The organism is Lacticaseibacillus paracasei subsp. paracasei (assembly GCF_000829035.1).
In the GTDB taxonomy this organism is placed as follows: Bacteria; Bacillota; Bacilli; order Lactobacillales; family Lactobacillaceae; genus Lacticaseibacillus; species Lacticaseibacillus paracasei.
This window is the reverse complement of record NZ_AP012541.1, coordinates 1960805-1986281: the sequence shown is the minus strand read 5'-3', so window position 1 is coordinate 1986281 and position 25477 is coordinate 1960805. Positions and strand designations below refer to the sequence as shown.

Here is a 25477-nt window from a genome sequence, read left to right as displayed (position 1 = left end):
GAGGTGACTCACCGCATGGATTTATTCAAGCTAATTCGAGAGTTCTACATTCAGCAAAGCGTTAATCCGCTAAGCACAGGACAGATAGCGTTATGGCATGGGCTGGTTTACCAATGTAACCAGCTAGGCTGGCCAAGCGAATTCAATATGCCGAATCGAACACTTGAAACGTTGACTGGTTTAAGCCGTCAGGGCATCATCAAAGCCCGCAACGCGCTAAAACAGTCAGGGCTGATAGATTTTCAAACTAACGGTGTTAAGGCAACGACCTACTCAGTCATCGATATTTCACGAAAGCTTAGTACGTCAGATAGTAGGCAACCTAGTAGTCAAGCTGATGACAGTGTGTCAGATAGTAGGCAACACAGTAGGCAACCTAGTAGGCAACACAGTTTACAAGGTAGTTTACAACCTAGTAGGCAACACAGTAGCACATACACTAAACAAGACGAGACTAAACTAGACAAAACTAAACGACAACAGACTACTGCTCCAGTAAAGGCAGCAGAGAGGCCTACTGAAGAACCGTCATCGTCGTCATCATCAATTCTTGATATTTGCAATTTCTGGGAAGGCAATGGGTTTGGACAACTATCACCGTTCACCAGAGAAAGCCTTGTTGAGTGGGTTGATGACATGCGAAAAGCAGGATCACCTGAACCTGAGAAGCTAGTTCTAAATGCGCTGCGGACTGCAGTTGAAAGCAATGTCAAAAACTACAAGTACGTCAACGGCATATTGAAAAACTGGGAAAGCAAGCGTCTTCTCACGGTTGCTGCTGTCGAAGCAAACGATAGTGAACGCAAAACGAATCAGCCTCAGCGCCGTTACGGCAAGCCAGTTCGGACTGAGGAACTACCAGTCTGGGCGCAGGACGGTTACAAGCCCAAGCATAAAAAAGTATCTGAGGAAGACAGAGCTAAACTAGCCGAGCAGATGGAGCAGTTAAAGGCACTTGGAAAGAAAGAGGACTCGAAATGAATAGCCTACGAATTCAAAACGGCAAAGTTTTTGTGAATGGCATTGAGGTTGGACAGGTTGAAAAGATCCACTTCAAAGCTGAGGCGAATGACCCTGTAGAGGTTGAAATGAAGTGGTTAGTTCCTGTCAGAGGCCTAGATGTTTCTGTATATCAGCCTGAACCACGCCAGCAGCAGCCTGAGTAATCGCAGAAATTGAAAACGAACCAACTTTTTTTAAAACAGACTTCACTTTATTCCAGTTGGTGTCTTCACGAATGTCCGCCAAGAACTGGTGCCCACTAGGCGTCAAGTCTTTGATTAGAAACCCTTCGTCCATAAACCAGTTAACTTCAGCTAAAAGTCCTGCCCAATTTGCTTGGCGTACATGGTAAGCGATCTCTTCGTAAGAATAAGAGCTCATTCTAGGATCAGCTAAAAGTGTTTTTGCTTCTACCCATTGGCTGGTAGAGGCATTGGTTTCCACAACTAAAAGCACATCACGTAAACAGTCTGGATTGAGTTTCATGATTTTCAATTTCCTTTCGTTGTTAGTAAATAAAATCTCCCTCAGGGAAACCTTAGACCCTAAAGGAGTAATTAAAGTATGACTGTGTGACTACTTTTTATTGGAACGTTGAGCTAATGCGCTGGCAGCGGCCGTTTTAGAAGTCTTGCTAGTGCGACGATCACGCAAGACAGCGGAAGCTGCAGAAGCGGCTTTTCTCGAGGTTGTTTTATTAGCCATATTATTTGCCTCCTAACATGATAGTTACGGGTGTACTAGCACTCGTACATGTTAAGCATACGATAGTGCACTGATAAAAACAACATATCGTACATTAGCCCGAAGGAGAATCAATATGTGGTACATCATCGAAAAAATTATGAACAAAAAAGGCTACAGTATCAGGAAACTTTCCAGAGTTGCTGGGTATAAAAATCCAACAACTATTTATTCAATCAAAACCGGTCAAAGCAAAGATCCGTCATTTTCAACGATGATCCGAATTGCGGATGCTCTAGGCGTTAGCCTTGACGAACTGAGGCCTGATAAGCAAGGAGAGAAGAAAGCATGACACAAGTAACAGTACGTCTTTACAAACAGGGCGACAAAGTGTGGCGCGACTTCAAAGCTGAATTGATTACGCGCTACGAAAATGCAGCAACGCTAGGCATTTCTGAAAGCGAAGCATTCTCAAAAATCGAGAAGCAAGAGTTAAACAACCGGATCGTTGTATCAAAGAAAACGATTGCCGAGAAACGTGCGGTAGCCGGTGTTGATGACAGCGATACTTTGAAGACGTCAGTAAACACTGGCCTTAAAAAGATTTCAAAAAAGCGAAAAGAATCCCGTGCCAAATACGCGCGTGGGATTGCAGAAGCGGCCTCACAATGTGACACGCTGATTGACGTTGCAAAACGGATCGGGAAGTCAACAACGTTCGTGAAGCGAGTTGCAAGCGAATTTGAGATCAAGTTACCGCGCCGCAACAACGGCCATGAAGAGATTGCGAGTCGTTAGCCATGGTTATCCGCAAGAGACGCAGAGGCAAGTACAATGCGCAGCCAGTCGTAATTGATGGCATTCGATTTGCAAGCAAAGCAGAGGGCGCCTACTACATGCTGATACGCAACAAGACACAGAAGATCACGATGCAGGAACATTTCGAGATTATTTCGGCTTTCGTGATAAACGGCAAGCGATATTCAGCACGAAGATACACTCCAGATTTCTGCTTTTACGAAAATGGCAAGCTAACGAAAGTGGTGGACGTCAAAGGTGGGAATGCCACACTGACTCGTGATTCTAAGCAGAAAATGCTGCTGTTCATGATCAGGTACAAGATACCAATCACGATTGCTAGATATGACTATCACACAGGACTATTCACGGAAGAACAGCTTTAGGAGGCCGACCAATGAAAACAGGAGACGACACGTTCGATGACATCTACGTCAGCAAAGAGACTGGCAAGGTTGTAGGCGTCATATACGAAGATGTGGACTACAAACTAGTGCCAATCAAACAGGAGGACGAAAAATGAACGAAGAAAAACTGTACATGGTTAAGAACGATGAAGGCAAATATCTTGACTGTGAATATGCAAAATTCCTGCCATTGTCCGAATCGTATTGTCCGACTATGGTCAGCGAAGATAATGCTAAGGCTATTGTTAATGATTATGGTGGTCACATTGTCACTTTGATTGAGGAGCCTAAAAAGGTAGTCCTCAACGAGGAACAAGCCGAAATTGTTGAAGGTGCTCGTGATAAAACATATCCGGCAACTTATATTTCTGACAACTCTGATTCAGAAGCTAGTGGTGAAGAAAAGCTGCTTATGAATGCTTACGTCAACGGCTACACCGTGGCAAAGGAGAAAAAGTATAGGGTCCTAGCCCCTAAGAGCTGGTGGTATGACATTGATGCCCCGCTATACCTATTATTTAGCTTCACAGAAGGTATGCGTTTCACTGTAAAAAAAGATAGTCCTTCAACTGTGTTCACAAAGGAGCAGCTTAGTGCATTTGGGCTTGACGGAGAATACTTTGTAAAAGAAGAGGTGACTGACGATGCTGATTAAGCTAGACAGCGGGAAGTTGCTAAATCTGTCGGCGGTATCGTATATATCAAATACCGAAATGGTGGCCTATTTCAAACAGCCGGTGATCACAAATGAAAATAGCTTTCAAACAGCAAAATGCTTTGGCGTTGGTGTAACAGAAGCAGACATTGAACGAATTGCAGGGAGTACAGCGAACAGTGAGGTGACTGACGATGAGCAATGAGACGAAGCGGTAAGTGTTAAAAAAGGCTCTTGATTTTTTCGTGATGTATGGAATTGAGCAAAGCATTAACTATGACTTGAAAAGGTATCAATATCTTTCAGAATATGACGCCGCCCTGCCAGATGATCTGCCGGTGATTCCTGAAGCGGTGGGAGAGATATTGCGGTCAGCACACGGGCAAAATAATTTGCTTTGCGTGTTGGACACGGCCAAAAACGGACACAAGGTTAGCGAGGCATTGGCATGGATACTTGCTAATCAAAACACCTTCGCTACTGCATGGGTGCTAGGTGTCTGGCGCGTTGAGGAAACCGGCGAAATCGTGAAATTGGAGGCGGAGAAATGAAGAAGACTAAAAGCATTGAGCTAGATAACGGTAGCTTTATTAAGATCATGAGCCGTCCACATAAAGTTACTATTAGCATCTATCCAATTTCTGAAGTCACGGCTGAACTATATGCCGATGCAACAGCTAAGATTGCTGGCAAAGCAGACGAATATCTTAAAGCAGTTCAAGAAGCCGCTGATAATGCTTGGCCTAACATCAAGCCTAAAGTTGCGGACTCTTGGGGGGCTGATTACGCCGAGATGTACGACACTAAGCGAGATGTTAATTACGAGATTGGTGGTCTTAGGACAATTGTTCAGATATGCGGCTATCCAGAAGATGATCAAGCAAATTATGATTTCAATAAACGTCGCATGCAAAGCTATTTATTCGATCTTATGGAAGCCCGAGATATGGTGGCGGATAAATGAAACAGATAATAAACGGAATATGGAATGCGTCTCCATCGGAGATATATATGAGTTTGCTCATCTTCTGCATTGTCCTTGCGGCAATACTGTTTGCATTCCTTCATTGGATAAATAAGTAAAGAGGCGGAGAAATGAAACGAGAGATTAAGTTCAGAGCACACAGTAACCGCGAACGTTCTGGAATTGGTTTCTGGGAGCTCATTCGGCCTCCTGAAAGCAAATAAAAAAGCGCGCCGGATGAAGGGCGCGCCGGAGGCCATAATGCATAGTGTAAGTATATGAAATCATTCTAAAAGGAGTTGGCCTCCGTATACAGTATATCAAAAAACGCGTTACCTAGGCAACGCGTGGGAGGTGCCCGAAGCAGATTTGTTCCCCCAACTTATAAGGTTAACACGCATAAGAAAGCATCTCCAAGGGTAGTATAGCAAAAGTCGCCCCGGATTAACAGGACGACTCAGTCTATCAAATCGAATTATTTGAAAGATAAGTATATCACAGAAAGAAGGAACTAAAAATGATCAAAGGCTTTAAAACAATCGATTTGAGCGCCAAGAAGGGATTTACAACTTTACCATACCCAGCACTGTCAGTTACTGAAAACAGGCTATCTCTTAATTCCAAAGCACGTGCTGCCTTGGGTGACTTCAAAGCCTTGCAATTTGGCATTGACGACAATCAATCGCAACTGGCGGTATTAGCAGCCCCAGCGGACGCAATAGGAGTTGTGATTGCCACAACTGGGTTGAAGAAAAGCGGAATTATCTGCCGCTCTGAGCTGAGTCAGTTGCTTGCTAAAATTTCCAACAGCAAGAAGCCAGTATTCAAAGGCCACGTTAAAGAGCCAGCAACCATTGTCTTTGATTTATAGGCTTAGTCGAAACCGCTGGGAGGGTCAAATGAAAAAGAAATCAGTCATTAAAAAGAAGCGTCGACGCATGAGGGCCGCACGGCTTGCCAATGAAAGAAAGATCACCCAGGCAAAGGAACGTGAACGCTGGGGCGGCAAATATACACTAGACGAATTAATCGAGCGGAGCATTAATCTTTAAGCATCAAAAAAGCGCACCATTACGGCACGCCTTCCCGATGAGTTTTAGGCAAATTCATTATACCATAAGGGGTGGCCTACCGATGACGTTAATTCCAGAAATAGACGAAAATGCGACACGTACAAAGGCAAGAGAGATATTGAAAGACTTCCGAACGCTATCACGTATCGGCGGCGTCTATTTGTCTGACATTAAATCACCCGTTATAGATGGTATGCCAAAGACACGTTCAGTAAACAATTCGGTAGATGGCAAATTGGCGAAAGTCGTCAGTGCCCGTATTAGCGTTGAACTGATTGAACATGCTTTGATGGCGCTCACAACCACAAGCTTCTGGACGCTGTTTTACTCATATTGTAACAAAGAGGTACTGACTTATGACCAGATTGCTTATCGCATGCAAGGTTACTCAAGAGAATCAATCAAGAAGCTTAAGAACCGAGCACTGTTAGAATTTGCAGAGGCCTATCAAGGAGAAAATCTATTGGTTTTCAAAAACCCCGAAAAAGCCCCGAATTAGCCCCTTTTGGGCCCCGAAAAAGCCCCCAAAAGATCGTTTATAGGCAGTATTATGGTATTGTGCCAAAGGTGAGAAACCTGAGACACCGCGTTTTTCCTCCGAGCCATGGTGATGATAAAGCTGTGGCAAGGCGTGGCAATGAGGACTGGCTGTGATAGTCAGGCGGGTTCGATTCCCGCATGCCACATTGTCCAGTTTAGCGACCGGACTCAGCTTGCGATGACCCCATCTGACACTGGGAGAGCGAGCAAATCGCTGTGGCGGAATAGGTAGACGCTTCGTTAGATGTACTGGCTCCGGTCAGCATCCGTATTGGCTGACTACCAATCGGGGATCATCATGTCGGGTGCAAATCCCGACCAGCGATATAAGAAGTTGACTCCACTGCAGGCGAAAGCCTCCGTTGCAGAAATGCCCCATATAGATACGGGATATGGGGAAAGCAGCAGACGTGCTCATGATGGCGCTAGTTTAGGTCTCGGCCATCAATCATGCGATCAGCAGACAAGTAAGACATTGTTACCGGTTACGCAATGCTGAAACAGGACGGTGCAACTCCGCCCGATCGCTTTTTTGGATCAAAAAAATAAGAAAAGAAAATAGCCGAAAAAATGAAAAGAGGTGCTATAATTAGACAATAAATAGAAAGCTGGCGAGAATATGGAACCATATATTTTTAATGATGATTTTTCGCAGAAATTAGTAGATGGATTGAGGCAAGGATACTTGGACTATTTGGAGGAGCGTTTTGAAAAGAAGCGTGAAATGATTGTTAGCTCCGGATATTCATGGACACGAGCCAACCACATAGATGACCAAATAAAAAGGCAATTTGATGGTGATGATACTGTAGACCCCAAAGTTTTTCAAACTTCATCGTGGAAGTTTGTCTGCTTCAAAATAAGAGAAGGCGGTCATTATATTTGGCTTGTTCAAAAACCGCAGCGAACTATTGACGGTGGTTATTTAGGAGGAAAAGAAAACGGAAAAAGAAATGTAATATCTCAGTGGGGAATGGAATTCAATAAAGATTTTAAAGACTTATTTACAAACAAAAAAGAGGCCGAACAGCTTTCTATACTTGATATGCCTGAGGAAGATGAGCAGGCTTTAAACGAGGTTCGGCAAGAGTCTTCTTCTGATGATGTTCCAGAAGCACTCTATTTGTTGACTTATAGAGTGAATGATAGCAAAGATATATCTGATGTTGGCTTAAACCTGTTTTTTGGATCGAAAGTGTTAGAAATAAAAGATTTGAAGGCACTTAATGCAGCAAGCCCAGTTAGAATGCCTAGTGAGATTTTAGAAGGCTTGGATTCGAGTGATCTTATAAATCCAAATACAGAAAACGAAGAACAAGTTGAATTTTATAAGGAAGCTAAAAAGAAAACAGACACGGACACAAACAATCAAAAATAGATATATGAGGGGATTTCAATGTTTTATGGAGAAAATCTCAAAAATTTAAGAATGCTATATGGCGTATCTCGTAAAGAACTAGCCAATAAGTTGAAATTGACTGAGCAATCAATAGGAAACTATGAAAATGAAAGTTTTTCGCCAGAAATTAACACTGTAATTGAAATGAGCAAAATTTTTGACGTTAAAAGCACTTTCTTTTTCAAAAAGTTTCCAAGGAACGGGATCGTTCCAACACAACACGTTGCATTTAGATCATCTGAAAGAAATATTAGAAAGAGCGTTGCTCAAAACGTCACTCAGATTAATTTTGCAGCAAATATTATTGAATACTGCGAAGCGGTCATAAATTTCAAAGCCAACAAATTAAAGAGTCTTGTTCATCAGCTTAATACAACAAAAAAGAAAGCTTTATTATCCGGAAAAGGGTGGACAATTGAAGATACTGCAAAATACACTAGGAATAGTTTAAAAATAGATAGCAATAAAAGGCTACTTTACATTGTTGAAAATGCTGGAGCATTTGTTATAGAGAAAGAAATTGATATTAATGCGGATGCCTACAGTGTTTGGACTAGAAATGAGGATGGTTCATTACGCTCTCCTTTTATTATTTTAGGAAGACGTAATAAGAGCGCTGTTAGAAGAATTTTTGATGTTGCTCATGAGCTTGGTCATCTATTAATGCACACAAATGTTGATTTTGAGAACTTGGAAAACTCAGAGTTTAGGGAGTACGAGCATGAGGCAAATGAGTTTGCATCCGCGTTGCTCTTACCACAAGAAAAAATCAAAGAAGCATTCAAGACTGTGCGCAATCCTGCAAGGCCAGATGATTATAAGCTTATTAAAAAAGACTTTCTTGTTTCGTTAGCGACCGCTGAGTATCGGGCTTATAAACTAGGGCTTGTATCTAAAGAACAAAACAATCGCTTTTTTGCTTCTATGTATAGAAAACACTATAAACAAATTGAGCCTTTGGATAACGATATTCCTATCAATCGTCCAGAGAAAATAAAGACGCTTTTGAAGTTACTTTATGAAAGAGGGGACCTAGGTTCAATCATATCGGACGTATTTCAAATAGAGCCGAAACTACTAATTGAAGTTTTAGGACTTTCTGATTCGTTTCTCGGAACAATTACTGATTCCAGTTCTTCGCAAAATAATATTTTCCGTTTTGCTTAGTAGTCTATATGGTGACTAAATAGCACTCCGCCAAACGGTGAGGTGCTATTTTTATGCGACAAAAAAGCCCTCAGAGACCAGTCCAAGGGCCAAAAGGATGAAAAAACGAAATACTTGTGTGAGTAGCAGCGATTGACTTGGAGGAGAAAGGCCACTGCTCATGGCTACATAATAGCACATCCTGTGTATAAGGATACTAAAAAAGCCCTCGGTTGGGGGACCGAGAGCCAAAGGAATGGAAAAAATGAAATTTAGCAGTAGCGATCGATTTGGGGAAGCAAAGCTACTGCTCACGGCTATTATATTTCGGGAGGCGAGTAGATGCAATGGACAGATGAACAGATCGGTGACATTAGGAAGCTCGCCTCTGAAGGCTTTACCAGACGCGAGACAGCCGACAAGCTCGGGATTAGCTATGATGCTCTTCAAGGTAAAGCAAGAAGGCTTGGTGTCGAGTTCCAAAAACCAGTCAAGAATGAATACGATTCAGACGGCACACAGTCTAGTGAGACTATCTTAAAGGTTGTCAGGGGTCACAAAATGACGCCTAGAGAGGTTCTTGAAGCTCACGGTTATGATTACACAAAGTGGGAACTTGTACGTGCCACAAGCAATTACTGGAAGCAGAAGCCTGAAGCAACGCTCTTCCAGAGCAAGATACAAATTAGGCCGCTAGTTGAAGCAGAACAATATGAATCATTGATGAATGACATCATCACACACAAGGAGCCGTACCAAGCTAAGGCTCCTATTTTTGTGGAATCAGATCGCTATCTGGTCATTCCTGCATTTGATACACATTTCAACGGTCACACATTCGACGTCTATGCTGAATCTCTGAAACGCCAGCTAGAAATCATTGAACGCGGCCACTACGCAAAGATATTGCTCATTCTGGGCGGTGATCTGGCTCATGTGGATAACATCAACTCGACCACAGCAAAGGGCACACAGCTCGAAACAACCAACTTAGGCGAGACCGTTAATGAAATGGAGCAATACTTCGAGACGCTGATTGAAGCAATCATTAAGAACGCCAATGAGTGTGAGGTCATGTATTGTGCTGGAAATCATGATCCGTCAGTTGGATATATGTTTGCGCGTCTATTGAAACGTGCCTACAGCAACCAGCCGAACATCACTTGGGATATATCACTGAAGCATTACAAAGGTGCAATGTTAGGCCGCAACTTCATTGGTGCCACTCACGGAGACAAGGGCAAGAACAACTACCTTGCAAAATATCTCGATGAGTTCGGCTTCATGTTAGGCACAGCGCAGAATCGTGAACTATTCACGGGGCATCTGCATTCAGAGATGAGCAAAGACCTAGGCGGATTCGTTCAGCGTCAAGTATCGACACGCAAGCCAACCGACAAATGGACTGATGATATTGGCGTGGTTGCTCACAAAACGTTTGAGCTGGTCGAATACAGCGATCATGATACCCGTGCCATTTACTATGTGTGAGGTGATTTCATGGCTCAAATGATTACAACAAAATACGGCGTTTACATGCCGAAAGTTGAAGCGTGGACCATCGGCAAGATTGACAGAGAAATTGTCCGTTCACGCTCTAATCAAGTTAAGACGCGAGGCGGATACGCACATCCTGAAAGTAAGGTATGCTTGTCAAAAAGGGGGTGGATACTGTGGCATTCCACTTGCCGTCACCAAAAGACGTCTATAAGAACCTCAAGGACAAGTTGAAAAAACAGCGGGACAAGACCAAGGCTGATAAGAAGAAACAGCCTAGTAAAGACAATCCAGGAGTAACAACAGCTTAATGAATTATAACCAGCGATAGCTAACTAGCTACCGCTTTTTTAATGGAAGGAAGGTGTGGTGATATGTGATGGCTAAAGGGAAATATCAAGAGTGGCAGACACCAGAAAAACTGGCTCTCATAGAAGGGTGGGCCCGAGACGGCCTCACTGATGAACAAATAGCCCATAACATCGGTATCAAGAGGCCAACACTTTATGACTGGAAGAAAAAGTATTCTGACATTTCTGACGCCCTAAAGAGAGGAAAAGAAGTTGTTGATCAAATGGTTGCTGGTTCACTAGTCAAAAGGGCTTTAGGCATGACCATCACTAATACGACTTATAAAATGGTTCCTATTCGAGATGACGTATTGGAGGCAAAAAGAGCTAGGTGGCGAAATGAACATCAGATTGATCATCCAGAGTTCACTAGGAAGGAACTTGTTCAAGCATCAATTGAGAACGTTCCTACTTACGAAAAGATACCAATAATGGTCAATGAGAACGAACTGGCACCGGATACCTCAGCCCAAATATTTTGGTTGAAGAATCGTAAGCCGGAGCTGTTCCGTGATCAAGCATTCAAGCGATTGAACGAAGCACAAGCCGAAAAAGTGGCCGAAGAGGTTCGCAAGTCTAAAGCTGAGGCTGACATCATGGAATCCAAGGCCAAACGTGAGACTAGCGAAGACACAAGCAACATCACAATCAACATCAAGCCAATTCATCAAGACGGAGGCGATGACAGTGCAGATTAATATCGATCTGGATTCAATCGTCCCCAAAGCTTATGCGCCACTTTACAATGACAGAACACGTTACCTGACATACAAAGGTAGTCGTGGATCGCGCAAGTCGTTCTCTGTTGCTGAAGACGTGATCATGCAGATAATCTTGCACCCTTACGTTAATTGGATCGTGCTTCGTCAATACGCATATACGAACAAGGATTCGACATATTCAACTATCCAGCAAGCAGCAAACCGGCTAGGCGTTTACGAACTATTCAAGTTCACGTTGTCACCATTAGAAATCACCTTTAAGCCAACCGGCCAGAAGGTGTTTTTTCGTGGTATGGATAAGCCTTTAGCGGTTACTTCATTGCAACCAACTACCGGCGTTCTTGCTCGAGCGTGGTGGGAAGAAGCGTATGAGCTTAAGTCACTAGACGCATTCAAGACCGTTGAAGAAACCATGCGTGGTGAGATCGACGATCCTGATGGCTATTATCAGTCGATAATCACATTCAACCCGTGGAGCGACCAGCATTGGCTAAAGCGCGAGTTTTTTGATCAAGACACAAAGAACCCACGTTCGAAGTCGTTCACGACCACATACGAGGACAACCCATACCTAGACGATGATTACATTGCAAGCCTCAAGGACATGGTTAAGCGTAATCCTAACCGCGCTCGCGTTGCCGTATACGGTGACTGGGGCATTGCAGAAGGGCTTGTGTTTGATGGACTGTTCGAGCAGCGTGACTTCAGCATGGAAGACATTGCAGCGTTGCCAAAAGCCGTTGGCCTTGACTTCGGGTTCAAACACGACCCGACAGCAGGCGAGTTCATGGCAATCGATCAGCAGAACCGTGTCGTGTATATCTACGATGAGTTTTACAAACAGGGACTTTTGACTGGACAGATAGCCAAGGAGCTTGCAAGCCATAAAGCTTACGGGCTTCCTATCATGGCCGATCAAGCTGCGGCAAACCTGATTGGCGAGCTTACTATGGCACATGGTGTCCCAAACATTAGAGCGGCTGGCAAAGGCAAAGACAGTGTTTCACAGGGTATTCAGTATATGCAGTCCTATCACTTTGTGGTTCATCCGCGAGTTAAAGGACTGCTTGAGGAGTTCAATACGTACGTTTACGCTAAAGATAAATTCGACAACTGGACAAACGAACCGGTGGACGCAAACAACCACGCGATCGATGCGCTCAGATACGCGATGAGTCTTTTTGTATTCACAACTGCCGGACATTACATGAGTAACCAAGAACGCATTCAGACAATCAAAAATCTAGGATTGAGGTGACATGATGGATCCATTTGAAGAATCAAACTTACTGTATCAAGAAGACATTACGAACCTCACTCCAGATCGGATCATGAAGTTCATTTTCCACCATCACGAATATCAACTCCCTCGGCTGAGAAAGCTTGACCGATATTACAAAGGACAAAACGAAGGCATTCTAACGCCAGATTCAAGGCGTATCGAAACTGGCAAGTCAGACCATCGAGCCGTTCATTCATTCGGTAAGTACATTGCCGATTTCCAGACGGCATATTCTGTTGGTAATCCAGTGAACGTTAAGCTTGATAAAGATGATAAGCGGCTTGATCAGATTACACGAGTGAACGACCTAGACGCGCTCAACTATGATCTGTTCCTTGACATGACGCGCTATGGGCGTGCTTACGAGTATGTTTACTATGGCAGTGACTCAATCGAGCACTGCGTTCGTCTTGATCCACTTGACACGTTCATCATCTACTCGCTTGATGTTGATCCGCAACCAATCATGGCTGTTCGCTATCACTCGGTGGAGTTGGTTGACGAGAACAACAAGACGATCATTGACATCATCCCCGAAACATGGACAGCAACGGAGCATGACGTTTACAAACCAGCCACTGTTGGTGGCGCAATGTACTTGGATCACAGTGAAATCATTCGTGTGTTTCCAGTAGTTGAGTATGACAACAACCGATTCCGAACCGGTGACTTCGAACACGTGATCTCACTGATTGACCTGTACGATTCAGCACAGTCTGATACTGCTAACTACATGACAGACTTGAATGATGCGCTTTTGGTCATTAGCGGCGACATTGACGCTCTTTTTAACGGCAGTACGCTTCTAAGCGGTGTTGACCCCAACGATCCCGAAGCAATGAAAAAGCTCGCACAGGATAAACTAGAGCTGATCAAGGAACAGAAAGATGCCAATATGCTGCTGCTTAAGTCTCGAATGACAGCAACCGGTCAGCAGACGAGCGTTGACGCAAAGTATATCAATAAGGCATATGACGTCAGTGGTACCGAAGCATACAAGAAGCGCGTTGCCGATGATATTCACAAGTTCAGCCACACACCAGACCTGACTGATAGGGCTCCTATGCTGTAATTACGGACAAAAATAGTTTGTGCGATAATTGACAGATGAGGAATATTTTATGACCAATACAGCTATTCGCTACACCCCCGAATTTAAGCAAACCTTGATTGATCTTCATGAAAAAGGACACTCATTCAAAGAACTACATGAAGAATACGGTCCTTCCTTAGACACTATTCGCAAATGGGTTCAGGCGGCCACTGTCATTGCCATTGATCATCAAGGTACTGCTGTGACCAACGAACAGTTCAAGCAACTTCAAAAAGAAAATCGCCGTTTGAGGGAAGAACTCGATATTTTAAAACGAGCGGCGGTGTTGCTGGCAAAGCGTTGATTCATAGCGGCCGAAAGGCCGCTCTTTTTATGATTCAAGATCAATTGAGCCGGGGGCACCGCATCACAGTTATTCTCCGAGCGTTACGGATCCCTTCGAGTACCTACTATGACTGGTTAAGGTGGCATCCTAAGTCACGAAATCGCCGCCGAATTAAGCTTAAAGAGCTGGTTCAGGTTCTTTGGCAACGTCGAAAGTTTTACGGATACGTGCGGATTGCTAAACGTATTCGTAAATTACTTAAATGCCGCTTAAGTGACCGCACGATTTGGAAAGTCATGCGTGAATTGGGGATTCAATCGACAATGTATCGTAAACGCTCTAAAAAGCCTACCACAACCACTGACATGCCCCAAAAACCTAATTTAATGCGACACCTAGCTGACTTGTCTGAGGTCGTGACCACCGATATCACCTATATTCAACTGATCAACCAAAACTGGGTTTACCTTGCAACAGCGTATGATCCAAAAGCGAGAAAAGTCTTAGCTTGGCAAGTGGGTCAACAGATGACACAAGACCTCGCGGTCGCACCGATTCAAGCGTTAATTCACCAAGGTTATACTTTTAAGATGGTTCATAGCGATATGGGTAGTCAATATACCAGTCGTTTGTTTGAGACAACATTGACAGATGCGCACCTGCGTCACTCATATTCGCGCAAAGGCAAACCGGCTGATAACGGGCGGATTGAGGCCTACCATTCGCTATTGAAACGAGAATGGGTCCGGTTGGAGCAGATCAACTATGAATCAATTTTAGACGTCACTGAATCCATTGCTCGTTACAACACCTTCTACAATCATGATCGCGAGACCAACGGTCGCGGTGCTTGCAAAAGAAAGTCAGCAGCTGCATAAGTAACCGTTCAATAGGCGCACAGCCCTGGGGAAAGCACCAGATGTCAGGGCTTGTTTGTCGTACCTATGGCACGTTAAACAAGATTAAACGCTGATAAAAGATCTGATAATGCGTGAATTTAAGTGACAACCATACGCATTCGGCAGAACCGTACAATTTTTGTCCGGACCATTGACATTCTTGCCTAGCAACTTTGCGGCCAATGTTTCCGGTGTTGCCATGAAGTACAAGCTGCTTGGCACTGTGGAACTGGCGGCAATCAAGCGGAGAATGTTTGAGAAATCGCTATATCAACGCTATTCGATTATTGCAGCTCTTGATAGTAGCGTTTCTGGTGGCATGAAGACGGATCCCAACACGATTCAATTCACGTTCCGCGACAATCTACCAACGGATGACATCACGCAAATTCAAGCGCTTGTTGCCGCTGGCGCGACATTGCCGCAAGAGTATCTGTACAGATTCGCACCCGGTATCACTGATCCGCAAGAGGTTACTGACATGATTGCCAAACAACGAGCAGACAGCGATTACAACGAGGACTTGACGAACAATGACGAAAACACCGAAGGAACGGATCAAAGCGTTCGCGGACAAACAAGACAAGCAGCACCGCCAGATAGCAAGTGATGTTGCCAAATACACAGCCGCGTTCATGGCCTTCTGGTATGCATTCAATGAGAAACACGAAGACTACACACACGCTGACGATTCGCGTTACTACGATCCCGAATTGAAAGAACAAGTTGATAGAGACGCACAAGAGGCCGGAGTTCAGCAGAAATCTGTTGCCAATAACGATGAGCTGCTGTCATACGCGGCCTGTGTTTACGCAACGGCAGTGGCCATTAAAGTTGCAGACTATATTGGCACCACTCTTGGCGATTTGGCAAAGCAGACTGCCAAGTTGGGGTCATCAATTTACGGAAAGCATATCAAAGCGGATTTATCAGCAGTCAATCAGATGTTCGATGGTGCGACATGGAGCGATCGCATATGGTCGAATCAAGACGCCTTGCGCAGTGATCTCAAAAAGATGATGAAGAATGCGTTACTGACGCACAGCAACCCAATCACACAAAGCCCAGCGCTTCGCAAGAAGTTTGGTGTCATGAAGTATCAGTCAGACCGTATCATTCGAACCGAGAGCGATCGTGTCATGGCACACCAAAGCATTGTGAACGCTCGTGAGGCCGGATACAAAAAGGTTGTTTGGGTTATCAACTCAGGAGCGTGTGACATTTGCCTACAGCACAGTGGCGAGGTCTACACACTGAAGCAAGCTGAGGGCATGATTCCAGCTCATCCCAACTGTCTTTGCTCATGGGCAGCATACGATACCGGCGATGAAGTAGACGATGATTAGGAGGAAAAATGGAAAACTTCAAAGTTGACGTTCTAGGCATTGAATATAAGGTGCTCGTTAATCAGAACAGAAAAGACTATCCGCTTCTTGAAGAAGCAGACGGATTCACAGACTTTACCACAAAGAAAATAATCATTGAGGAGCTCAAAAGGGGCCCGCGCAATTGGGAAGACATGGATACTTACTTTAGGCAGGTGCTTCGCCACGAGATTGTGCATGCTTTTCTACACGAATCAGGGCTTGACAGCAATACTGACTGGGCTCGAAATGAAGAGATTATTGATTGGATTGCAATTCAGTTTCCAAAGCTGAAGAAAGCCTTCAAAGAGGCCAAGGAGGAAATGTGATGAGTGATAAAGGCTTGAAAACGCGTGAAGGCATCAAGAAACGGCTACTTGAATTGTCAGCAGAAGCTAATGCCATCAAAGACCATGAGCTAGGTGCAGCTATCCTTGGCGCATACAACGTGAATAAAGGATTAGATAAACGCATCGTCGGTGTAGAATTGCCAAAAGGGCCTCGTGCTGCGTTAATCGAGTTCAAAGAAGACGGGCCTTATCTTAACGGGGCACGCATTGATGGGATTACCGGTATGAATATCGAATCAAAAGTTGGCGACTTTACAAAGGTTGATATTAAGCTAGTAGCAAAAGTGCATGGGCTAGACGACATCAAACAAGAATACAGTTTTTAATCTAGGAGGAAATGCTATGAAATATCGTAAGAAGCCGGTTGAAATTGAAGCTGTTCAGTTTGCTGACGATCCAGATACACTAATTAAGATCAATGATGGCCTTGGATTAGATCCGGTTAACGTGTCATATGAAGATCCGGATAACCCAGTTTTGAAGATTCCAACACTTGAAGGCGTTATGACCGCTCAAGTTGGCGATTACATCATCAAGGGCGTACATGGCGAATTCTATCCGTGCAAGCCTGACATCTTTGAAGAAACATACGAACCCGTAGAAAAGTAATCTCGTGACCTGAGCAAGTCCCTAAACTACCCAAAAATAATAGCGTGAAGTGAAAGACGTGTGACCGTGGCTGGGCCTTGTAGCGTGGCTGGGGTCATTTAGCACGTCTATTTGTTTTGGGCTAAACAGGAGGAACCATCATGGCAGAAGAAACACAAACTCAAGAAGAAGTCGATACAACCGAAGCCACCACTCAGGCACCAACCACATATACGCAGGCTCAGCTAGATAGTGAAGCCGATAAACGTGCAGCTAAGGCGCTGGAAACAGCTAAGGCTAAGTGGGAAGCAGAACAGGCTAAGGCGCTCGAAGATGCCAAGAGCGAAGGCGCACGGCTGGCTAAGATGTCGGCCGATGAGAAGGCACAAGAACTGGAAAAACAACGTCAAGCGGCCTTGGACAAGCGTGAGGCTGAACTCAATCAGCGTGAATTATCTGCAAGTACCAAGTCACTGTTGGTCGATAAGGGATTGCCCGGTGAACTGACCGATTCGCTGGTTGCTTTGGGTGATGCAGACAAGATCAAGTCGGCTGTTGAAACACTCGGCAAGTCTATACAAGAGACGGTCAACAAGCAGGTTGAATCTAAGCTGCAAACCGACCCACCTAAGAATGGCTCTTCTGCCCTTGATGGTGCTGACGATCCATTCAAGAAAATCATGGCACAATACAAACAGAAATAGGAGGTAGCTAATCATGGCTACAGAAAACAACGATTTACCAGTACGCGCTTATCAAAAGCAATTCATTGGTTTAATTCAGACCGTATTCGGCGTGCAAAGCACATTCGCCCCAACGTTTGGTGGTTTGCAAGCACTCGATGGCATTCAAAACAACGCGATTGCGTTCAGTGTTAAGGCAAATGACGTTCCGGTTGCTGTTGGCACATACAATACCGATCCAAACGTCGCGTTTGGCTCTGGCACCAGCAAATCTAACCGCTTCGGGCCAATGCAGGAAATTATCTATGGCGACATTGATGTACCATATTCATTTGGCTGGAGTTTCAACGAAGGTATCGACCAACTAACTGTCAACAACGATCTAAATGCTGCAGTGGCTGACCGCCTGAACTTGCAAGCACAAGCTAAGACGCGTCTATTCAACGGCAAGCTTGGTGCCTACTTGGTTGCTAGTGCTGCGGCTGATCTTGGTGCGGTTGATGATGTGAACAAGGTATTCGAAGCGGCTTCCGAACGCTACACCGACCTTGAAGTCGTTGTCCCAGTGCGTGCATACGTGACTGCCGAAGTTTACAACGCGATCATCGACCACGCGTTGGTAACCAGCGCCAAGGGCTCTGCTGTGAACATCGATGAAAACGGCATCGTTCGTTTCCGTGACATCGTTGTCACCAAGACGCCTACTCGTTACATGGCTGGCAAGTCTATCATCTTCGCACCTGATAACATTGGCCGCGCATTCACCGGTATCAACGTTGTTCGGACCATTCAATCTGAGAACTTTGCGGGCGTTGCTTTGCAAGGTGCCGGTAAGGCAGGTCAGTGGATCAGCGATGACAACCGTCAGGCAATCTTCACTGCCGGGACGTCAACAACTACCACGACTACCAAGGTAAAGCCAATTACTACCACTACCACCACTTCGCACGCTTAATTAATTGATGCAAGTCGCCTATCGAAATAGGACAGTACGGGAAACCGGGCGGCTGATTGGAGGACAGAATGAAGCTTATTTTGTGTCAACCCGCTATCAAGCGTTTTGAGTGGGAGCTGGAAGTCTGCCTAACCAATCTGCAAAGTGTCGGGTTTGACATGAAAGATGTCGTTTTGCTCTTCACTGTGCATGATTCTAAGGTGCCAGAAACGCTTGCCAGCAAATATGGCGTAGAAGTACACACGTATACCGACAAGCGCTCAGACAAGCAATATATCCCGTCTGTGAAGCCTTGGCTGTGGTGGCAATATCTTGCAGAAGATCAAGAACGTGAGAATGAAGACTATTTCTACTTCGACAGCGATGTGATCTTCCGCAAACGGCCAGACTTTCGCAAGCTGAAAGCAAAGCCTGATCGATGGCTGTGTAGCAACACGCTTGGCTATATCAGCGTTGACTATATCAAGCAGTGCGAACACGGAGAAGAGATTCTGAAACACATGGCTGATATTGTCGGGGTTACGGTAGCTTCACTTGAGACGATCAACCACAATTCCGGTGGTGCTCAGTGGCTCATCAGTCACCCGTCAGCTGAATACTGGCGGAAGGTGTATGCCGACAGCAACCGGCTATGGCAATACCTGCAAACGGTCGACAGCAATATCCAGAAATGGACCGCAGAAATGTGGTCGCAGTTATGGAATATGATGTACTTCAATATCGGTCCCGTCATCAGTGATGAACTCGATTTTTGCTGGGCTACTGACCCCTTGAAACGATGGAACGAAACCAAGATCATGCACAATGCTGGTGTCACAGTTGATGACAAACGTCTGTTCTTCAAAGGGCAGTATGTAAACCGAACGCCGTTTGATGATGATCTTAGTTTCGTAGACAAGACAAAGTGCTCATACAAGTACGTGCAAGCAGTAAAGGCGGTGAAATGATGGCAATTTTAGACAGTGTAAAGCTACGTATTGGTTTGGCCGATACAATGCAAGATAACTTGTTGAATGATCTGATTGATGACGCCACAGCACGTGTGCTGACTTATATCAACCAAGACGGTATTGTCAATCAGACTGTGCCAGATGCAGTTGCATGGGTAATCAAGGACATTGTGGTGAAGATGTATAACCGCATCGGTGATGAAGGCAAGCAAAGTGGCACCGAAGGCAACATATCAAACACGTGGGAAGCAATAGATTTGTCTAAGTACGCCGACGCGCTTGACGTCTACCGTGAGTCATCGCAAAGCCGCAGGCCGGGAATGAGGTTCGTATGAGATACAACAATCGAATCACCCTCATTAGGAAGGTACCGCCGGCTGATCCATTGCATGATAGGCCGAAAGAGACACGCGAGACGGTCACTTGCCTGACAATCCCAATTACCAGTGCACAAGAACTGTCTGTATACGGACTTGTGAACACGATGGCTTATGAAGTACACGTCAAGAACCCAGTAAATCCTGTAAATGAAATTGAGGTTGACGGTGTCAAATGGACCATCAACAAGACGTTCGTGAACCGCAAGTCAACTGTCTTCATCGTGTCTGGAGGTGCAAGCAATGACTAATACCAATGTCACATGGTCAGGCCTCGATAAATTGATGGAAGAACTAAGCGCAACAGCCGGAGCGACTATTGAAGCCGCATCATCAGCGATGAAGATCACTACTGGCCAGGTGCAAGCCACAGCTAAACAGGTGGCACCAAAAAGAACCGGATACATGGCAAACAACATTAGTGTTGAGCCAGTCAAGAAGACAGCTACATCTGTAACGGGAACTGTCGATGCCAAAGCTGACTATTCATCTTTTGTGGAATTTGGTACCTACAAAATGTCAGCCGAGCCATTCATTCGTCCAGCCGTTTCAGCAGCACAATCGTTTTTCATTAAAACGACAATGGACAAGTTGAAGGAGGTAGCCGCGTTCAAATGACACTCTCTCAATGGTACGAAGATGTGCAAACTCAATTGACCGCTGATGGCCTCAACCCTGTATTCGTTCAGCCGGACGCTAAGAACGTGTTACCACTGGTTTTCGTGAACGTTCACGTTGATGCGGATATGTCATCTAAGACGGGGACACTTTCGAGCGTAGGCCAGCAGATCGACATCTACGACAGCATCGACACACCACCGGCTGAATGGGAAGACTTCGTTCGCAAGGTGAAATGGTCGCTTAGTAAGGTGACACGGTGGCAGTCATTAACGGCATCTAATTCAATCGACACAAGCATGGGCGAGAGCACACCACTACGTCGTTGTATGCTACTCATTACTTTAGAAGGAGATTATTAAAATGGCAGTTCCAGTAAACAATGGCATTAAGTATGTAAAAGATACCCCTTATCGTGGTAAAGACGTTTGGTACTTTATCCAATCGACAGATCCTAAAGTAGCGCCTATTGGTAGTCCTGCAATCTTGCCGGCTCACCAAGAGTCCGGCGATACAAGTATCGAAGGCGATTCTCTTGATGAACAAACCAAGATGGGTCGCGTTGTAGCAGCGTCAACCAATGAAGATAGCATTGAGCTAACGAGCTACATGGTTCCCGGGGACACCGCAAACGACATCATTATTGATGCCAAGCACAATGGCCGGCAAGTTAAGGTATGGCGCGTCATTGTTGATGAACGACTTGCAGTTGTCGAAGGCGACCACAAGGCTTATCCAGCAATGTTTGGCTATGGTATTGTCGACAGTGCCGACATTTCCGATGAAGACAGTTTCTCCGAAATGGACTTCACTTTGAACATCATCGGTAAATTGGCAGACAAGAACGCTGACGGTACGCCCGGCACCTTCCCTCTGTCGGACGATCAGGTGGCAGCACTTAGTGAACTGTACGACTACGAACGCCCAGGCGAAAAAGCAGGCGAATTTGCTGACGGTGCAGTAACTACCACTACCACGTCACACGCTTAATCAATCACAAACAGAGACGAGTAGGCTACGGCCGATCTGAGACGACAATCTAGGAGGATATTCATGTTAGAAATTAAGGTAAAAGGTCAACCAGTAGAAGCCAAGTTCAATTTCCGTGCGCTGTTTCGGGCAAACAAGCTGTATAGCTCTGCGGAAGGTGCCAACGATGGTGCAAGCTCAATCTGGCTGGCATTCGTTACTGATGACGACATGGCACTATTCAAAGCATTACGTGTGCTGCTGCCAAAGTCATACACAGATGATGACATCATGGACGCACTCGACAAGGCCGAAGAAGACGGCAAGTCGCAAGAACTATTCAAAGAAGTTGAGCAGGAGCTTCATGAGTCTGGTTTTTTCAAACACGCAGCACAACGCTGGCTGAACTTGACCGAAAAATACGGGAAAGCATTGACGGACAAGAAGAACAAGACAGCCGAAGAGAAGATTCAAGAAGCAGCGACCAAGGATACCCTGGACGCAATGAAGAAGAGTCTCTCTTAACTGACTTTGCCCGTCACGGGATATATGATCCCAATATGCCATTCGGTTTGTATATGTGGGAAGCCCGTTCAATGTTGGAAGGGTCCTTTTTGCGTGATGTTGATATGCGCCGTGATCTGATGGAACTTGCCGTCAATATTGCCAATATCCAGAACGCGAAGAACCCTAAGCGATCAGTTAAAACTGGCTATAAGAATATTGACAAAGCCGAGCAAAAGATACTCAAACGTAATGGCAATCGAGAAAGAAAGCCTGATGTCGAAATGATTAAGAAACTCAACGCCATATTTGGAGGTGATAGCTAATGGCAAACGTAGTCGCAACATTCACAGCAAACATTGCACCATTCCAATCAGCAATGGGAAGCCTAGCGACCTCAGTCAAAGCTGGCACTGACGCTGCTTCTAATGCAGGCCAACGAGTCGGTGGAGCTATGGCAAGCATCGGTAAAGCGAGCACGATTGCGGGAGTTGCTGTAGGCGCTATGGCAGCCGGGGCTATCAAAAGCTATGGCACTTTCCAAGAGTCGATCAACAAGGCAGCCGTCATTGCTGGTTCCAGTAACAAGTCGCTTAAGGGCGATATGAAGGATCTCGAAACAGAAGCACTTTCATTAGGTAAAACTTTACCCATCAGTGCCCAAGATGCTGGTAATGCAATGATTGAAATGGCTCGTAACGGTGCATCAATCAAAGACCTAAAAACAGAGTTTCCAGCTATTGCCAAGGCTTCTGCGGTTGCCGGAGCTGATTTAGCGGGTACTGCTACAACTGTCCAGCAAGCAATGAATATCTGGGGTGGAGGCGCTAAGAACGCAGCTAAAGATTCAGCTATCTTGGCCTTAAATGCTAACATGTCCAATGCCGAAGTCGAAGACATGGGGCAAGCATTTGCTAACGTTGGTTCCACTGCTGCCACATTAGGCATTGGCATTAAAGACACCTCAACTGCCATTGGGCTGATGAGTAATGCTGGTCTTGGGGCTGCACAAGGTTCTCAAGACTTGGCTCACGCATTAACTCTGATGGCACGCCCGTCAAAGGTGGCTGCTGGCGAAATGCAAGAATTGGGTATCACTTACACAGATGCTCAAGGTAAATTTAAGCCGTTCCCACAAATTCTTAAAGAAGTTGCAAAAGCGACTGATGGCATGAGTAAGTCTCAAAAGGTAGCCGCTCTGACTAATCTGTATGGTGCCGCTGGCGCCAAAGCTATGCTGCCGCTTTTGATCCAGACAGAGAAAAAAACTAAGAGTGGGAAGTCTGGCTGGGACGCTTACTCTGATTCTTTAGGAAAAGTCAGCAGCTCATCCAAGGCCGCAAATAAATATCTGTCTGACAACTCTAGCAATATGACCAAAAACGTTGGTCAGTCAATTTCTCAGATGGAAGACGCATTCGATTCTGTTATCAAAACGAGCATTGGTACAATTGCGCCACAAATTCAATCTGTAGCTAACGCATTAGGTAATTTTGCAACGTGGCTTAACAAGTCCAAAAGCCCAATGGCCGGTTTTGTCAAAGGATTGATTGCTTGGTCGCCAGTAATTGCGATTGCATTGGTGGCTTTTGGCCTATTATCAAGTGGACTAGGAAAGCTGATAAAAACAATTAGTGCACCAGTAAGGCTAATTAAAGGATTAGGGAAGAGCGCATCGAGCCTGCCTAAACCGATGGCTGCTTCTGCTGGTCAGATTGCTGCCATGGGCGCAAAGGCAGCCGGTGCTGGTCTTGGCATTGGATTAGCAGCAGCCGGATTTGCCGCATTAGCGTTCGGTGTTGCCGCCTTAGCTAAGACTGGCACCGCTGGTCTTGTGGCATTAGCGGCAATGACAGCATCGATTGTTGTCATTCTCGCTGTTTTGAAACTGGTTGCACCTACATTGACTGCAAACGCAACAGGGCTTTTGGCCATGGGTGCAGCGGTTTTGATGGCATCAGTCGGTATTGCCTTGTTGGTTGTCGCATTAACTAACTTCCAAAAGGCTGGCGGCAATGCAACAACACTTGTGTTGGCAATTGGTGTTGCCATCGGTGGCCTTGCACTGATCTTCGCTGTTGTCGCACCTGCGTTGACTGCTGGGGCCGTCGGCATGCTGGCGTTTGGTGCAGCTGTCTTACTTGTCGGTGCAGGGATTGCATTAGCAACCGCTGGGCTTGCGCTATTGGCTACTCAACTGCCGACAATTGCAACCTATGGTACTTCTGCCGCTGTCGGCATTCTGGCATTAGGCGGAGCACTGATTGTGTTCGGTGCTGGCGCATTAGTTGCTGGTGCCGGTGCTATTGTACTTGGAGCGGGACTAGCAATTGCCGCTGCTGCCATTGTGCTTGCAGGAGTTGCAGTTGTTGTTCTGGCTGCTGGAGTGGCAGTATTAGCAGTTGGCATTGCACTTGCAGGGGCTGCTAGTCTTCTTCTTGGAGCGGGGTTAGCTTTGGTAGCTACTTCTGGAGCCGCTGCTGGTGGTGCATTACTAGCTGCTGCCGCTGCTGGTGCTGCCAACGCGGTTGCTGATGCGGCCGGTGCAGTTGCTGCTCTGGCATATGGAGTTGCTTTGGTTGCTCTGGCCGCTGGTGGCGCCTTGGCTGGTGCTGCTCTCGTTGTATTAGGCGCAGGCGGGGTTGTCGGAGGCGCAGGGCTTGTTGTCCTTGCTGCTGGCATTGCTCTTGTCGGAGGAGCAATAAAAATCCTTGCTTCTGGTTTGCGCAGCCTAGGATCAGTTGTAAGTAGCATCTTCCACGGCATCGTCAATACAATTAGCGGTGCAATGAGTAGTGCCAAGGGTGCTGTAAGTGGAGGCATTAGCGGTATCAAAGGGCTGTTCAGTGGTGCCGGTGGCATTCTTATTGGAGCCGGTCGAGCAATCATGGATGGACTTTTGAATGGCTTGAAAGCCGCATGGGGAGCCGTTAAGGGGTTCGTTGGTGGTATCGCTTCGTGGATTAAACAGCACAAAGGCCCAATCAGCTATGATGCCAAGCTCTTAATCCCCGCTGGTAATGCGATCATGGGCGGCTTAAATCAAGGACTACAAAAGTCGTTCGGAGCTGTTCAAAAGACAGTTTCCGGTATGGCAAGCGATATTTCTGACAACATGTCGGCAAATATCAGTAACTTGTCTATGGCTGGCACGCAATTCAGTTCGGGCGATGTCACTCAGTCAATTGATGCAAGCGAACGAATCACGCCTAACATCTACGTTCAAAATAACGTAGATAAGAACGGCATTAACAGCATGGTCAAAGAAGCGGACGCTAATGACGCAGCCGTCAGCAGCTACTTTCGACCGATTGGAGGGTAG

General features: G+C 45.6%; 39 protein-coding genes. 37 read left to right on the top strand and 2 right to left on the bottom strand.

Annotated features, from left to right (window positions below):
* Positions 1-15 precede the first annotated feature (15 nt).
* The gene (locus LBPC_RS09875) at positions 16-981 is read left to right on the top strand and encodes a DnaD domain protein (RefSeq protein WP_004562020.1); all 966 of its coding nucleotides are present in this window, start codon (positions 16-18) and stop codon (positions 979-981) included.
* A 126-nt stretch (positions 982-1107) separates the two neighbouring features.
* On the opposite strand, the gene LBPC_RS09870 is transcribed toward LBPC_RS09875, so the two are convergent.
* Positions 1108-1488, bottom strand: coding sequence for a DUF2513 domain-containing protein (locus tag LBPC_RS09870; protein ID WP_003574538.1), 381 nt, complete (start codon positions 1486-1488; stop codon positions 1108-1110).
* 90 nt (positions 1489-1578) lie between these two features.
* Positions 1579-1707 (bottom strand): hypothetical protein, encoded by a 129-nt coding sequence (locus tag LBPC_RS17405; protein WP_004562021.1) that lies wholly within the window; start codon positions 1705-1707, stop codon positions 1579-1581.
* A 115-nt stretch (positions 1708-1822) separates the two neighbouring features.
* Between LBPC_RS17405 and LBPC_RS09865 the strand changes: the two genes are divergently transcribed.
* The 36 genes from LBPC_RS09865 to LBPC_RS09700 all read left to right on the top strand — a co-directional run bounded on the left by LBPC_RS09865 (position 1823) and on the right by LBPC_RS09700 (position 25477).
* A complete protein-coding gene (locus tag LBPC_RS09865) occupies positions 1823-2038 on the top strand; it encodes a helix-turn-helix domain-containing protein (RefSeq protein WP_004562022.1) in 216 nt (71 codons plus the stop codon).
* Positions 2035-2484 carry a hypothetical protein gene (locus LBPC_RS09860; protein ID WP_004562023.1) on the top strand — a complete coding sequence of 150 codons (450 nt, stop codon included), beginning with the start codon at positions 2035-2037 and terminating at the stop codon, positions 2482-2484. The genes LBPC_RS09865 and LBPC_RS09860 overlap by 4 nt, the downstream gene beginning before the upstream one ends.
* A gap of 2 nt (positions 2485-2486) precedes the next feature.
* A complete protein-coding gene (locus tag LBPC_RS09855; protein WP_004562024.1) occupies positions 2487-2870 on the top strand; it encodes a DUF1064 domain-containing protein in 384 nt (127 codons plus the stop codon).
* Between the two features lie 11 nt (positions 2871-2881).
* On the top strand, positions 2882-3007 hold the full coding sequence (locus LBPC_RS17400) for a hypothetical protein (protein ID WP_004562025.1): 126 nt from the start codon (positions 2882-2884) through the stop codon (positions 3005-3007).
* On the top strand, positions 3004-3546 hold the full coding sequence (locus LBPC_RS09845) for a DUF1642 domain-containing protein (RefSeq protein WP_004562026.1): 543 nt from the start codon (positions 3004-3006) through the stop codon (positions 3544-3546). The genes LBPC_RS17400 and LBPC_RS09845 overlap by 4 nt, the downstream gene beginning before the upstream one ends.
* Positions 3536-3751 carry a hypothetical protein gene (locus tag LBPC_RS09840; RefSeq protein WP_004562027.1) on the top strand — a complete coding sequence of 72 codons (216 nt, stop codon included), beginning with the start codon at positions 3536-3538 and terminating at the stop codon, positions 3749-3751. The genes LBPC_RS09845 and LBPC_RS09840 overlap by 11 nt, the downstream gene beginning before the upstream one ends.
* Positions 3752-3794: 43 nt before the next feature.
* The gene (locus tag LBPC_RS09835) at positions 3795-4097 is read left to right on the top strand and encodes a hypothetical protein (protein ID WP_191998876.1); all 303 of its coding nucleotides are present in this window, start codon (positions 3795-3797) and stop codon (positions 4095-4097) included.
* The gene (locus tag LBPC_RS09830; RefSeq protein WP_004562029.1) at positions 4094-4510 is read left to right on the top strand and encodes a hypothetical protein; all 417 of its coding nucleotides are present in this window, start codon (positions 4094-4096) and stop codon (positions 4508-4510) included. The genes LBPC_RS09835 and LBPC_RS09830 overlap by 4 nt, the downstream gene beginning before the upstream one ends.
* 517 nt (positions 4511-5027) lie before the next feature.
* Positions 5028-5381: a hypothetical protein gene (locus LBPC_RS09825; protein WP_004562031.1), complete on the top strand. Its 354-nt coding sequence runs from the start codon at positions 5028-5030 to the stop codon at positions 5379-5381.
* A gap of 28 nt (positions 5382-5409) precedes the next feature.
* Complete coding sequence (locus LBPC_RS17030) at positions 5410-5562, top strand: hypothetical protein (protein ID WP_003582423.1); 153 nt, start codon at positions 5410-5412, stop codon at positions 5560-5562.
* An 82-nt stretch (positions 5563-5644) separates the two neighbouring features.
* Entirely contained in the window at positions 5645-6082 is a 438-nt protein-coding gene (locus LBPC_RS09820) for an ArpU family phage packaging/lysis transcriptional regulator (RefSeq protein WP_032781195.1), read from the top strand.
* 660 nt (positions 6083-6742) lie between these two features.
* Positions 6743-7501 (top strand): hypothetical protein, encoded by a 759-nt coding sequence (locus LBPC_RS09815; RefSeq protein WP_003663199.1) that lies wholly within the window; start codon positions 6743-6745, stop codon positions 7499-7501.
* Positions 7502-7519: 18 nt separating this feature from the next.
* Positions 7520-8689, top strand: a complete 1170-nt coding sequence (locus LBPC_RS09810; protein WP_003663197.1) for a spr1629 family repressor/antitoxin — start codon at positions 7520-7522, stop codon at positions 8687-8689.
* Between the two features lie 321 nt (positions 8690-9010).
* A complete protein-coding gene (locus tag LBPC_RS09805; protein WP_004562034.1) occupies positions 9011-10159 on the top strand; it encodes a GcrA family cell cycle regulator in 1149 nt (382 codons plus the stop codon).
* A 182-nt stretch (positions 10160-10341) separates the two neighbouring features.
* Positions 10342-10476 carry a hypothetical protein gene (locus LBPC_RS17395; protein WP_003585017.1) on the top strand — a complete coding sequence of 45 codons (135 nt, stop codon included), beginning with the start codon at positions 10342-10344 and terminating at the stop codon, positions 10474-10476.
* Between the two features lie 68 nt (positions 10477-10544).
* Positions 10545-11213: a helix-turn-helix domain-containing protein gene (locus tag LBPC_RS09800; protein ID WP_004562036.1), complete on the top strand. Its 669-nt coding sequence runs from the start codon at positions 10545-10547 to the stop codon at positions 11211-11213.
* Positions 11197-12495, top strand: a complete 1299-nt coding sequence (locus LBPC_RS09795) for a PBSX family phage terminase large subunit (protein ID WP_004562037.1) — start codon at positions 11197-11199, stop codon at positions 12493-12495. Before LBPC_RS09800 ends, LBPC_RS09795 begins: the two co-directional genes overlap by 17 nt.
* Position 12496: 1 nt before the next feature.
* Complete coding sequence (locus LBPC_RS09790; RefSeq protein ID WP_235808605.1) at positions 12497-13591, top strand: phage portal protein; 1095 nt, start codon at positions 12497-12499, stop codon at positions 13589-13591.
* A gap of 49 nt (positions 13592-13640) precedes the next feature.
* Positions 13641-13916, top strand: coding sequence for a transposase (locus LBPC_RS09785; protein ID WP_003566536.1), 276 nt, complete (start codon positions 13641-13643; stop codon positions 13914-13916).
* Positions 13913-14776, top strand: a complete 864-nt coding sequence (locus LBPC_RS09780) for an IS3 family transposase (RefSeq protein ID WP_003663214.1) — start codon at positions 13913-13915, stop codon at positions 14774-14776. Before LBPC_RS09785 ends, LBPC_RS09780 begins: the two co-directional genes overlap by 4 nt.
* A gap of 160 nt (positions 14777-14936) precedes the next feature.
* On the top strand, positions 14937-15407 hold the full coding sequence (locus LBPC_RS09775) for a phage portal protein (protein WP_041091545.1): 471 nt from the start codon (positions 14937-14939) through the stop codon (positions 15405-15407).
* Complete coding sequence (locus tag LBPC_RS09770) at positions 15331-16143, top strand: structural protein (protein WP_225441129.1); 813 nt, start codon at positions 15331-15333, stop codon at positions 16141-16143. Before LBPC_RS09775 ends, LBPC_RS09770 begins: the two co-directional genes overlap by 77 nt.
* A gap of 8 nt (positions 16144-16151) precedes the next feature.
* On the top strand, positions 16152-16490 hold the full coding sequence (locus LBPC_RS09765) for a hypothetical protein (RefSeq protein ID WP_004562041.1): 339 nt from the start codon (positions 16152-16154) through the stop codon (positions 16488-16490).
* Positions 16490-16837, top strand: coding sequence for a hypothetical protein (locus tag LBPC_RS09760; RefSeq protein WP_004562042.1), 348 nt, complete (start codon positions 16490-16492; stop codon positions 16835-16837). The genes LBPC_RS09765 and LBPC_RS09760 overlap by 1 nt, the downstream gene beginning before the upstream one ends.
* A 16-nt stretch (positions 16838-16853) precedes the next feature.
* Positions 16854-17120: a hypothetical protein gene (locus tag LBPC_RS09755; protein ID WP_004562043.1), complete on the top strand. Its 267-nt coding sequence runs from the start codon at positions 16854-16856 to the stop codon at positions 17118-17120.
* A 140-nt stretch (positions 17121-17260) separates the two neighbouring features.
* On the top strand, positions 17261-17803 hold the full coding sequence (locus LBPC_RS09750; protein WP_004562044.1) for a DUF4355 domain-containing protein: 543 nt from the start codon (positions 17261-17263) through the stop codon (positions 17801-17803).
* 13 nt (positions 17804-17816) lie between these two features.
* Entirely contained in the window at positions 17817-18737 is a 921-nt protein-coding gene (locus tag LBPC_RS09745; RefSeq protein ID WP_004562045.1) for a hypothetical protein, read from the top strand.
* Positions 18738-18805: 68 nt separating this feature from the next.
* The gene (locus tag LBPC_RS09740; RefSeq protein ID WP_004562046.1) at positions 18806-19684 is read left to right on the top strand and encodes a hypothetical protein; all 879 of its coding nucleotides are present in this window, start codon (positions 18806-18808) and stop codon (positions 19682-19684) included.
* Positions 19684-20022, top strand: a complete 339-nt coding sequence (locus LBPC_RS09735; RefSeq protein ID WP_032781200.1) for a phage head-tail connector protein — start codon at positions 19684-19686, stop codon at positions 20020-20022. The genes LBPC_RS09740 and LBPC_RS09735 overlap by 1 nt, the downstream gene beginning before the upstream one ends.
* Positions 20019-20315: a hypothetical protein gene (locus tag LBPC_RS09730; protein WP_004562048.1), complete on the top strand. Its 297-nt coding sequence runs from the start codon at positions 20019-20021 to the stop codon at positions 20313-20315. The genes LBPC_RS09735 and LBPC_RS09730 overlap by 4 nt, the downstream gene beginning before the upstream one ends.
* Positions 20308-20682 (top strand): HK97-gp10 family putative phage morphogenesis protein, encoded by a 375-nt coding sequence (locus LBPC_RS09725; protein ID WP_004562049.1) that lies wholly within the window; start codon positions 20308-20310, stop codon positions 20680-20682. Before LBPC_RS09730 ends, LBPC_RS09725 begins: the two co-directional genes overlap by 8 nt.
* Positions 20679-21044, top strand: a complete 366-nt coding sequence (locus tag LBPC_RS09720; RefSeq protein WP_004562050.1) for a hypothetical protein — start codon at positions 20679-20681, stop codon at positions 21042-21044. The genes LBPC_RS09725 and LBPC_RS09720 overlap by 4 nt, the downstream gene beginning before the upstream one ends.
* A gap of 1 nt (position 21045) precedes the next feature.
* On the top strand, positions 21046-21672 hold the full coding sequence (locus tag LBPC_RS09715) for a phage major tail protein, TP901-1 family (RefSeq protein ID WP_004562051.1): 627 nt from the start codon (positions 21046-21048) through the stop codon (positions 21670-21672).
* A gap of 63 nt (positions 21673-21735) precedes the next feature.
* Positions 21736-22176, top strand: coding sequence for a tail assembly chaperone (locus LBPC_RS09710; protein ID WP_004562052.1), 441 nt, complete (start codon positions 21736-21738; stop codon positions 22174-22176).
* 71 nt (positions 22177-22247) lie between these two features.
* On the top strand, positions 22248-22481 hold the full coding sequence (locus LBPC_RS09705; RefSeq protein ID WP_032781203.1) for a hypothetical protein: 234 nt from the start codon (positions 22248-22250) through the stop codon (positions 22479-22481).
* On the top strand, positions 22481-25477 hold the full coding sequence (locus LBPC_RS09700; protein WP_004562054.1) for a phage tail tape measure protein: 2997 nt from the start codon (positions 22481-22483) through the stop codon (positions 25475-25477). Before LBPC_RS09705 ends, LBPC_RS09700 begins: the two co-directional genes overlap by 1 nt.

Coding starts and splice junctions, on each gene's coding strand:
- LBPC_RS09760 (WP_004562042.1), top strand. CDS start 16,490: ATGAGTGATAAAGGCTTGAAAACGCGTGAAGGCATCAAGAAACGGCTA.
- LBPC_RS09840 (WP_004562027.1), top strand. CDS start 3,536: ATGCTGATTAAGCTAGACAGCGGGAAGTTGCTAAATCTGTCGGCGGTA.
- LBPC_RS09750 (WP_004562044.1), top strand. CDS start 17,261: ATGGCAGAAGAAACACAAACTCAAGAAGAAGTCGATACAACCGAAGCC.
- LBPC_RS17400 (WP_004562025.1), top strand. CDS start 2,882: ATGAAAACAGGAGACGACACGTTCGATGACATCTACGTCAGCAAAGAG.
- LBPC_RS09855 (WP_004562024.1), top strand. CDS start 2,487: ATGGTTATCCGCAAGAGACGCAGAGGCAAGTACAATGCGCAGCCAGTC.
- LBPC_RS09805 (WP_004562034.1), top strand. CDS start 9,011: ATGCAATGGACAGATGAACAGATCGGTGACATTAGGAAGCTCGCCTCT.
- LBPC_RS09830 (WP_004562029.1), top strand. CDS start 4,094: ATGAAGAAGACTAAAAGCATTGAGCTAGATAACGGTAGCTTTATTAAG.
- LBPC_RS09720 (WP_004562050.1), top strand. CDS start 20,679: ATGACACTCTCTCAATGGTACGAAGATGTGCAAACTCAATTGACCGCT.
- LBPC_RS09705 (WP_032781203.1), top strand. CDS start 22,248: ATGTTGGAAGGGTCCTTTTTGCGTGATGTTGATATGCGCCGTGATCTG.
- LBPC_RS09810 (WP_003663197.1), top strand. CDS start 7,520: ATGTTTTATGGAGAAAATCTCAAAAATTTAAGAATGCTATATGGCGTA.
- LBPC_RS09795 (WP_004562037.1), top strand. CDS start 11,197: ATGACAGTGCAGATTAATATCGATCTGGATTCAATCGTCCCCAAAGCT.
- LBPC_RS17030 (WP_003582423.1), top strand. CDS start 5,410: ATGAAAAAGAAATCAGTCATTAAAAAGAAGCGTCGACGCATGAGGGCC.
- LBPC_RS09790 (WP_235808605.1), top strand. CDS start 12,497: ATGATGGATCCATTTGAAGAATCAAACTTACTGTATCAAGAAGACATT.
- LBPC_RS09740 (WP_004562046.1), top strand. CDS start 18,806: ATGAAGCTTATTTTGTGTCAACCCGCTATCAAGCGTTTTGAGTGGGAG.
- LBPC_RS09860 (WP_004562023.1), top strand. CDS start 2,035: ATGACACAAGTAACAGTACGTCTTTACAAACAGGGCGACAAAGTGTGG.
- LBPC_RS09710 (WP_004562052.1), top strand. CDS start 21,736: ATGTTAGAAATTAAGGTAAAAGGTCAACCAGTAGAAGCCAAGTTCAAT.
- LBPC_RS09875 (WP_004562020.1), top strand. CDS start 16: ATGGATTTATTCAAGCTAATTCGAGAGTTCTACATTCAGCAAAGCGTT.
- LBPC_RS09770 (WP_225441129.1), top strand. CDS start 15,331: ATGACGAAAACACCGAAGGAACGGATCAAAGCGTTCGCGGACAAACAA.
- LBPC_RS09820 (WP_032781195.1), top strand. CDS start 5,645: ATGACGTTAATTCCAGAAATAGACGAAAATGCGACACGTACAAAGGCA.
- LBPC_RS09845 (WP_004562026.1), top strand. CDS start 3,004: ATGAACGAAGAAAAACTGTACATGGTTAAGAACGATGAAGGCAAATAT.
- LBPC_RS09735 (WP_032781200.1), top strand. CDS start 19,684: ATGGCAATTTTAGACAGTGTAAAGCTACGTATTGGTTTGGCCGATACA.
- LBPC_RS09755 (WP_004562043.1), top strand. CDS start 16,854: ATGAAATATCGTAAGAAGCCGGTTGAAATTGAAGCTGTTCAGTTTGCT.
- LBPC_RS09815 (WP_003663199.1), top strand. CDS start 6,743: ATGGAACCATATATTTTTAATGATGATTTTTCGCAGAAATTAGTAGAT.
- LBPC_RS09745 (WP_004562045.1), top strand. CDS start 17,817: ATGGCTACAGAAAACAACGATTTACCAGTACGCGCTTATCAAAAGCAA.
- LBPC_RS17405 (WP_004562021.1), bottom strand. CDS start 1,707: ATGGCTAATAAAACAACCTCGAGAAAAGCCGCTTCTGCAGCTTCCGCT.
- LBPC_RS09870 (WP_003574538.1), bottom strand. CDS start 1,488: ATGAAACTCAATCCAGACTGTTTACGTGATGTGCTTTTAGTTGTGGAA.
- LBPC_RS09725 (WP_004562049.1), top strand. CDS start 20,308: ATGACTAATACCAATGTCACATGGTCAGGCCTCGATAAATTGATGGAA.
- LBPC_RS09765 (WP_004562041.1), top strand. CDS start 16,152: ATGGAAAACTTCAAAGTTGACGTTCTAGGCATTGAATATAAGGTGCTC.
- LBPC_RS09700 (WP_004562054.1), top strand. CDS start 22,481: ATGGCAAACGTAGTCGCAACATTCACAGCAAACATTGCACCATTCCAA.
- LBPC_RS09865 (WP_004562022.1), top strand. CDS start 1,823: ATGTGGTACATCATCGAAAAAATTATGAACAAAAAAGGCTACAGTATC.
- LBPC_RS09715 (WP_004562051.1), top strand. CDS start 21,046: ATGGCAGTTCCAGTAAACAATGGCATTAAGTATGTAAAAGATACCCCT.
- LBPC_RS09785 (WP_003566536.1), top strand. CDS start 13,641: ATGACCAATACAGCTATTCGCTACACCCCCGAATTTAAGCAAACCTTG.
- LBPC_RS09825 (WP_004562031.1), top strand. CDS start 5,028: ATGATCAAAGGCTTTAAAACAATCGATTTGAGCGCCAAGAAGGGATTT.
- LBPC_RS09730 (WP_004562048.1), top strand. CDS start 20,019: ATGAGATACAACAATCGAATCACCCTCATTAGGAAGGTACCGCCGGCT.
- LBPC_RS09800 (WP_004562036.1), top strand. CDS start 10,545: ATGGCTAAAGGGAAATATCAAGAGTGGCAGACACCAGAAAAACTGGCT.
- LBPC_RS09835 (WP_191998876.1), top strand. CDS start 3,795: ATGTATGGAATTGAGCAAAGCATTAACTATGACTTGAAAAGGTATCAA.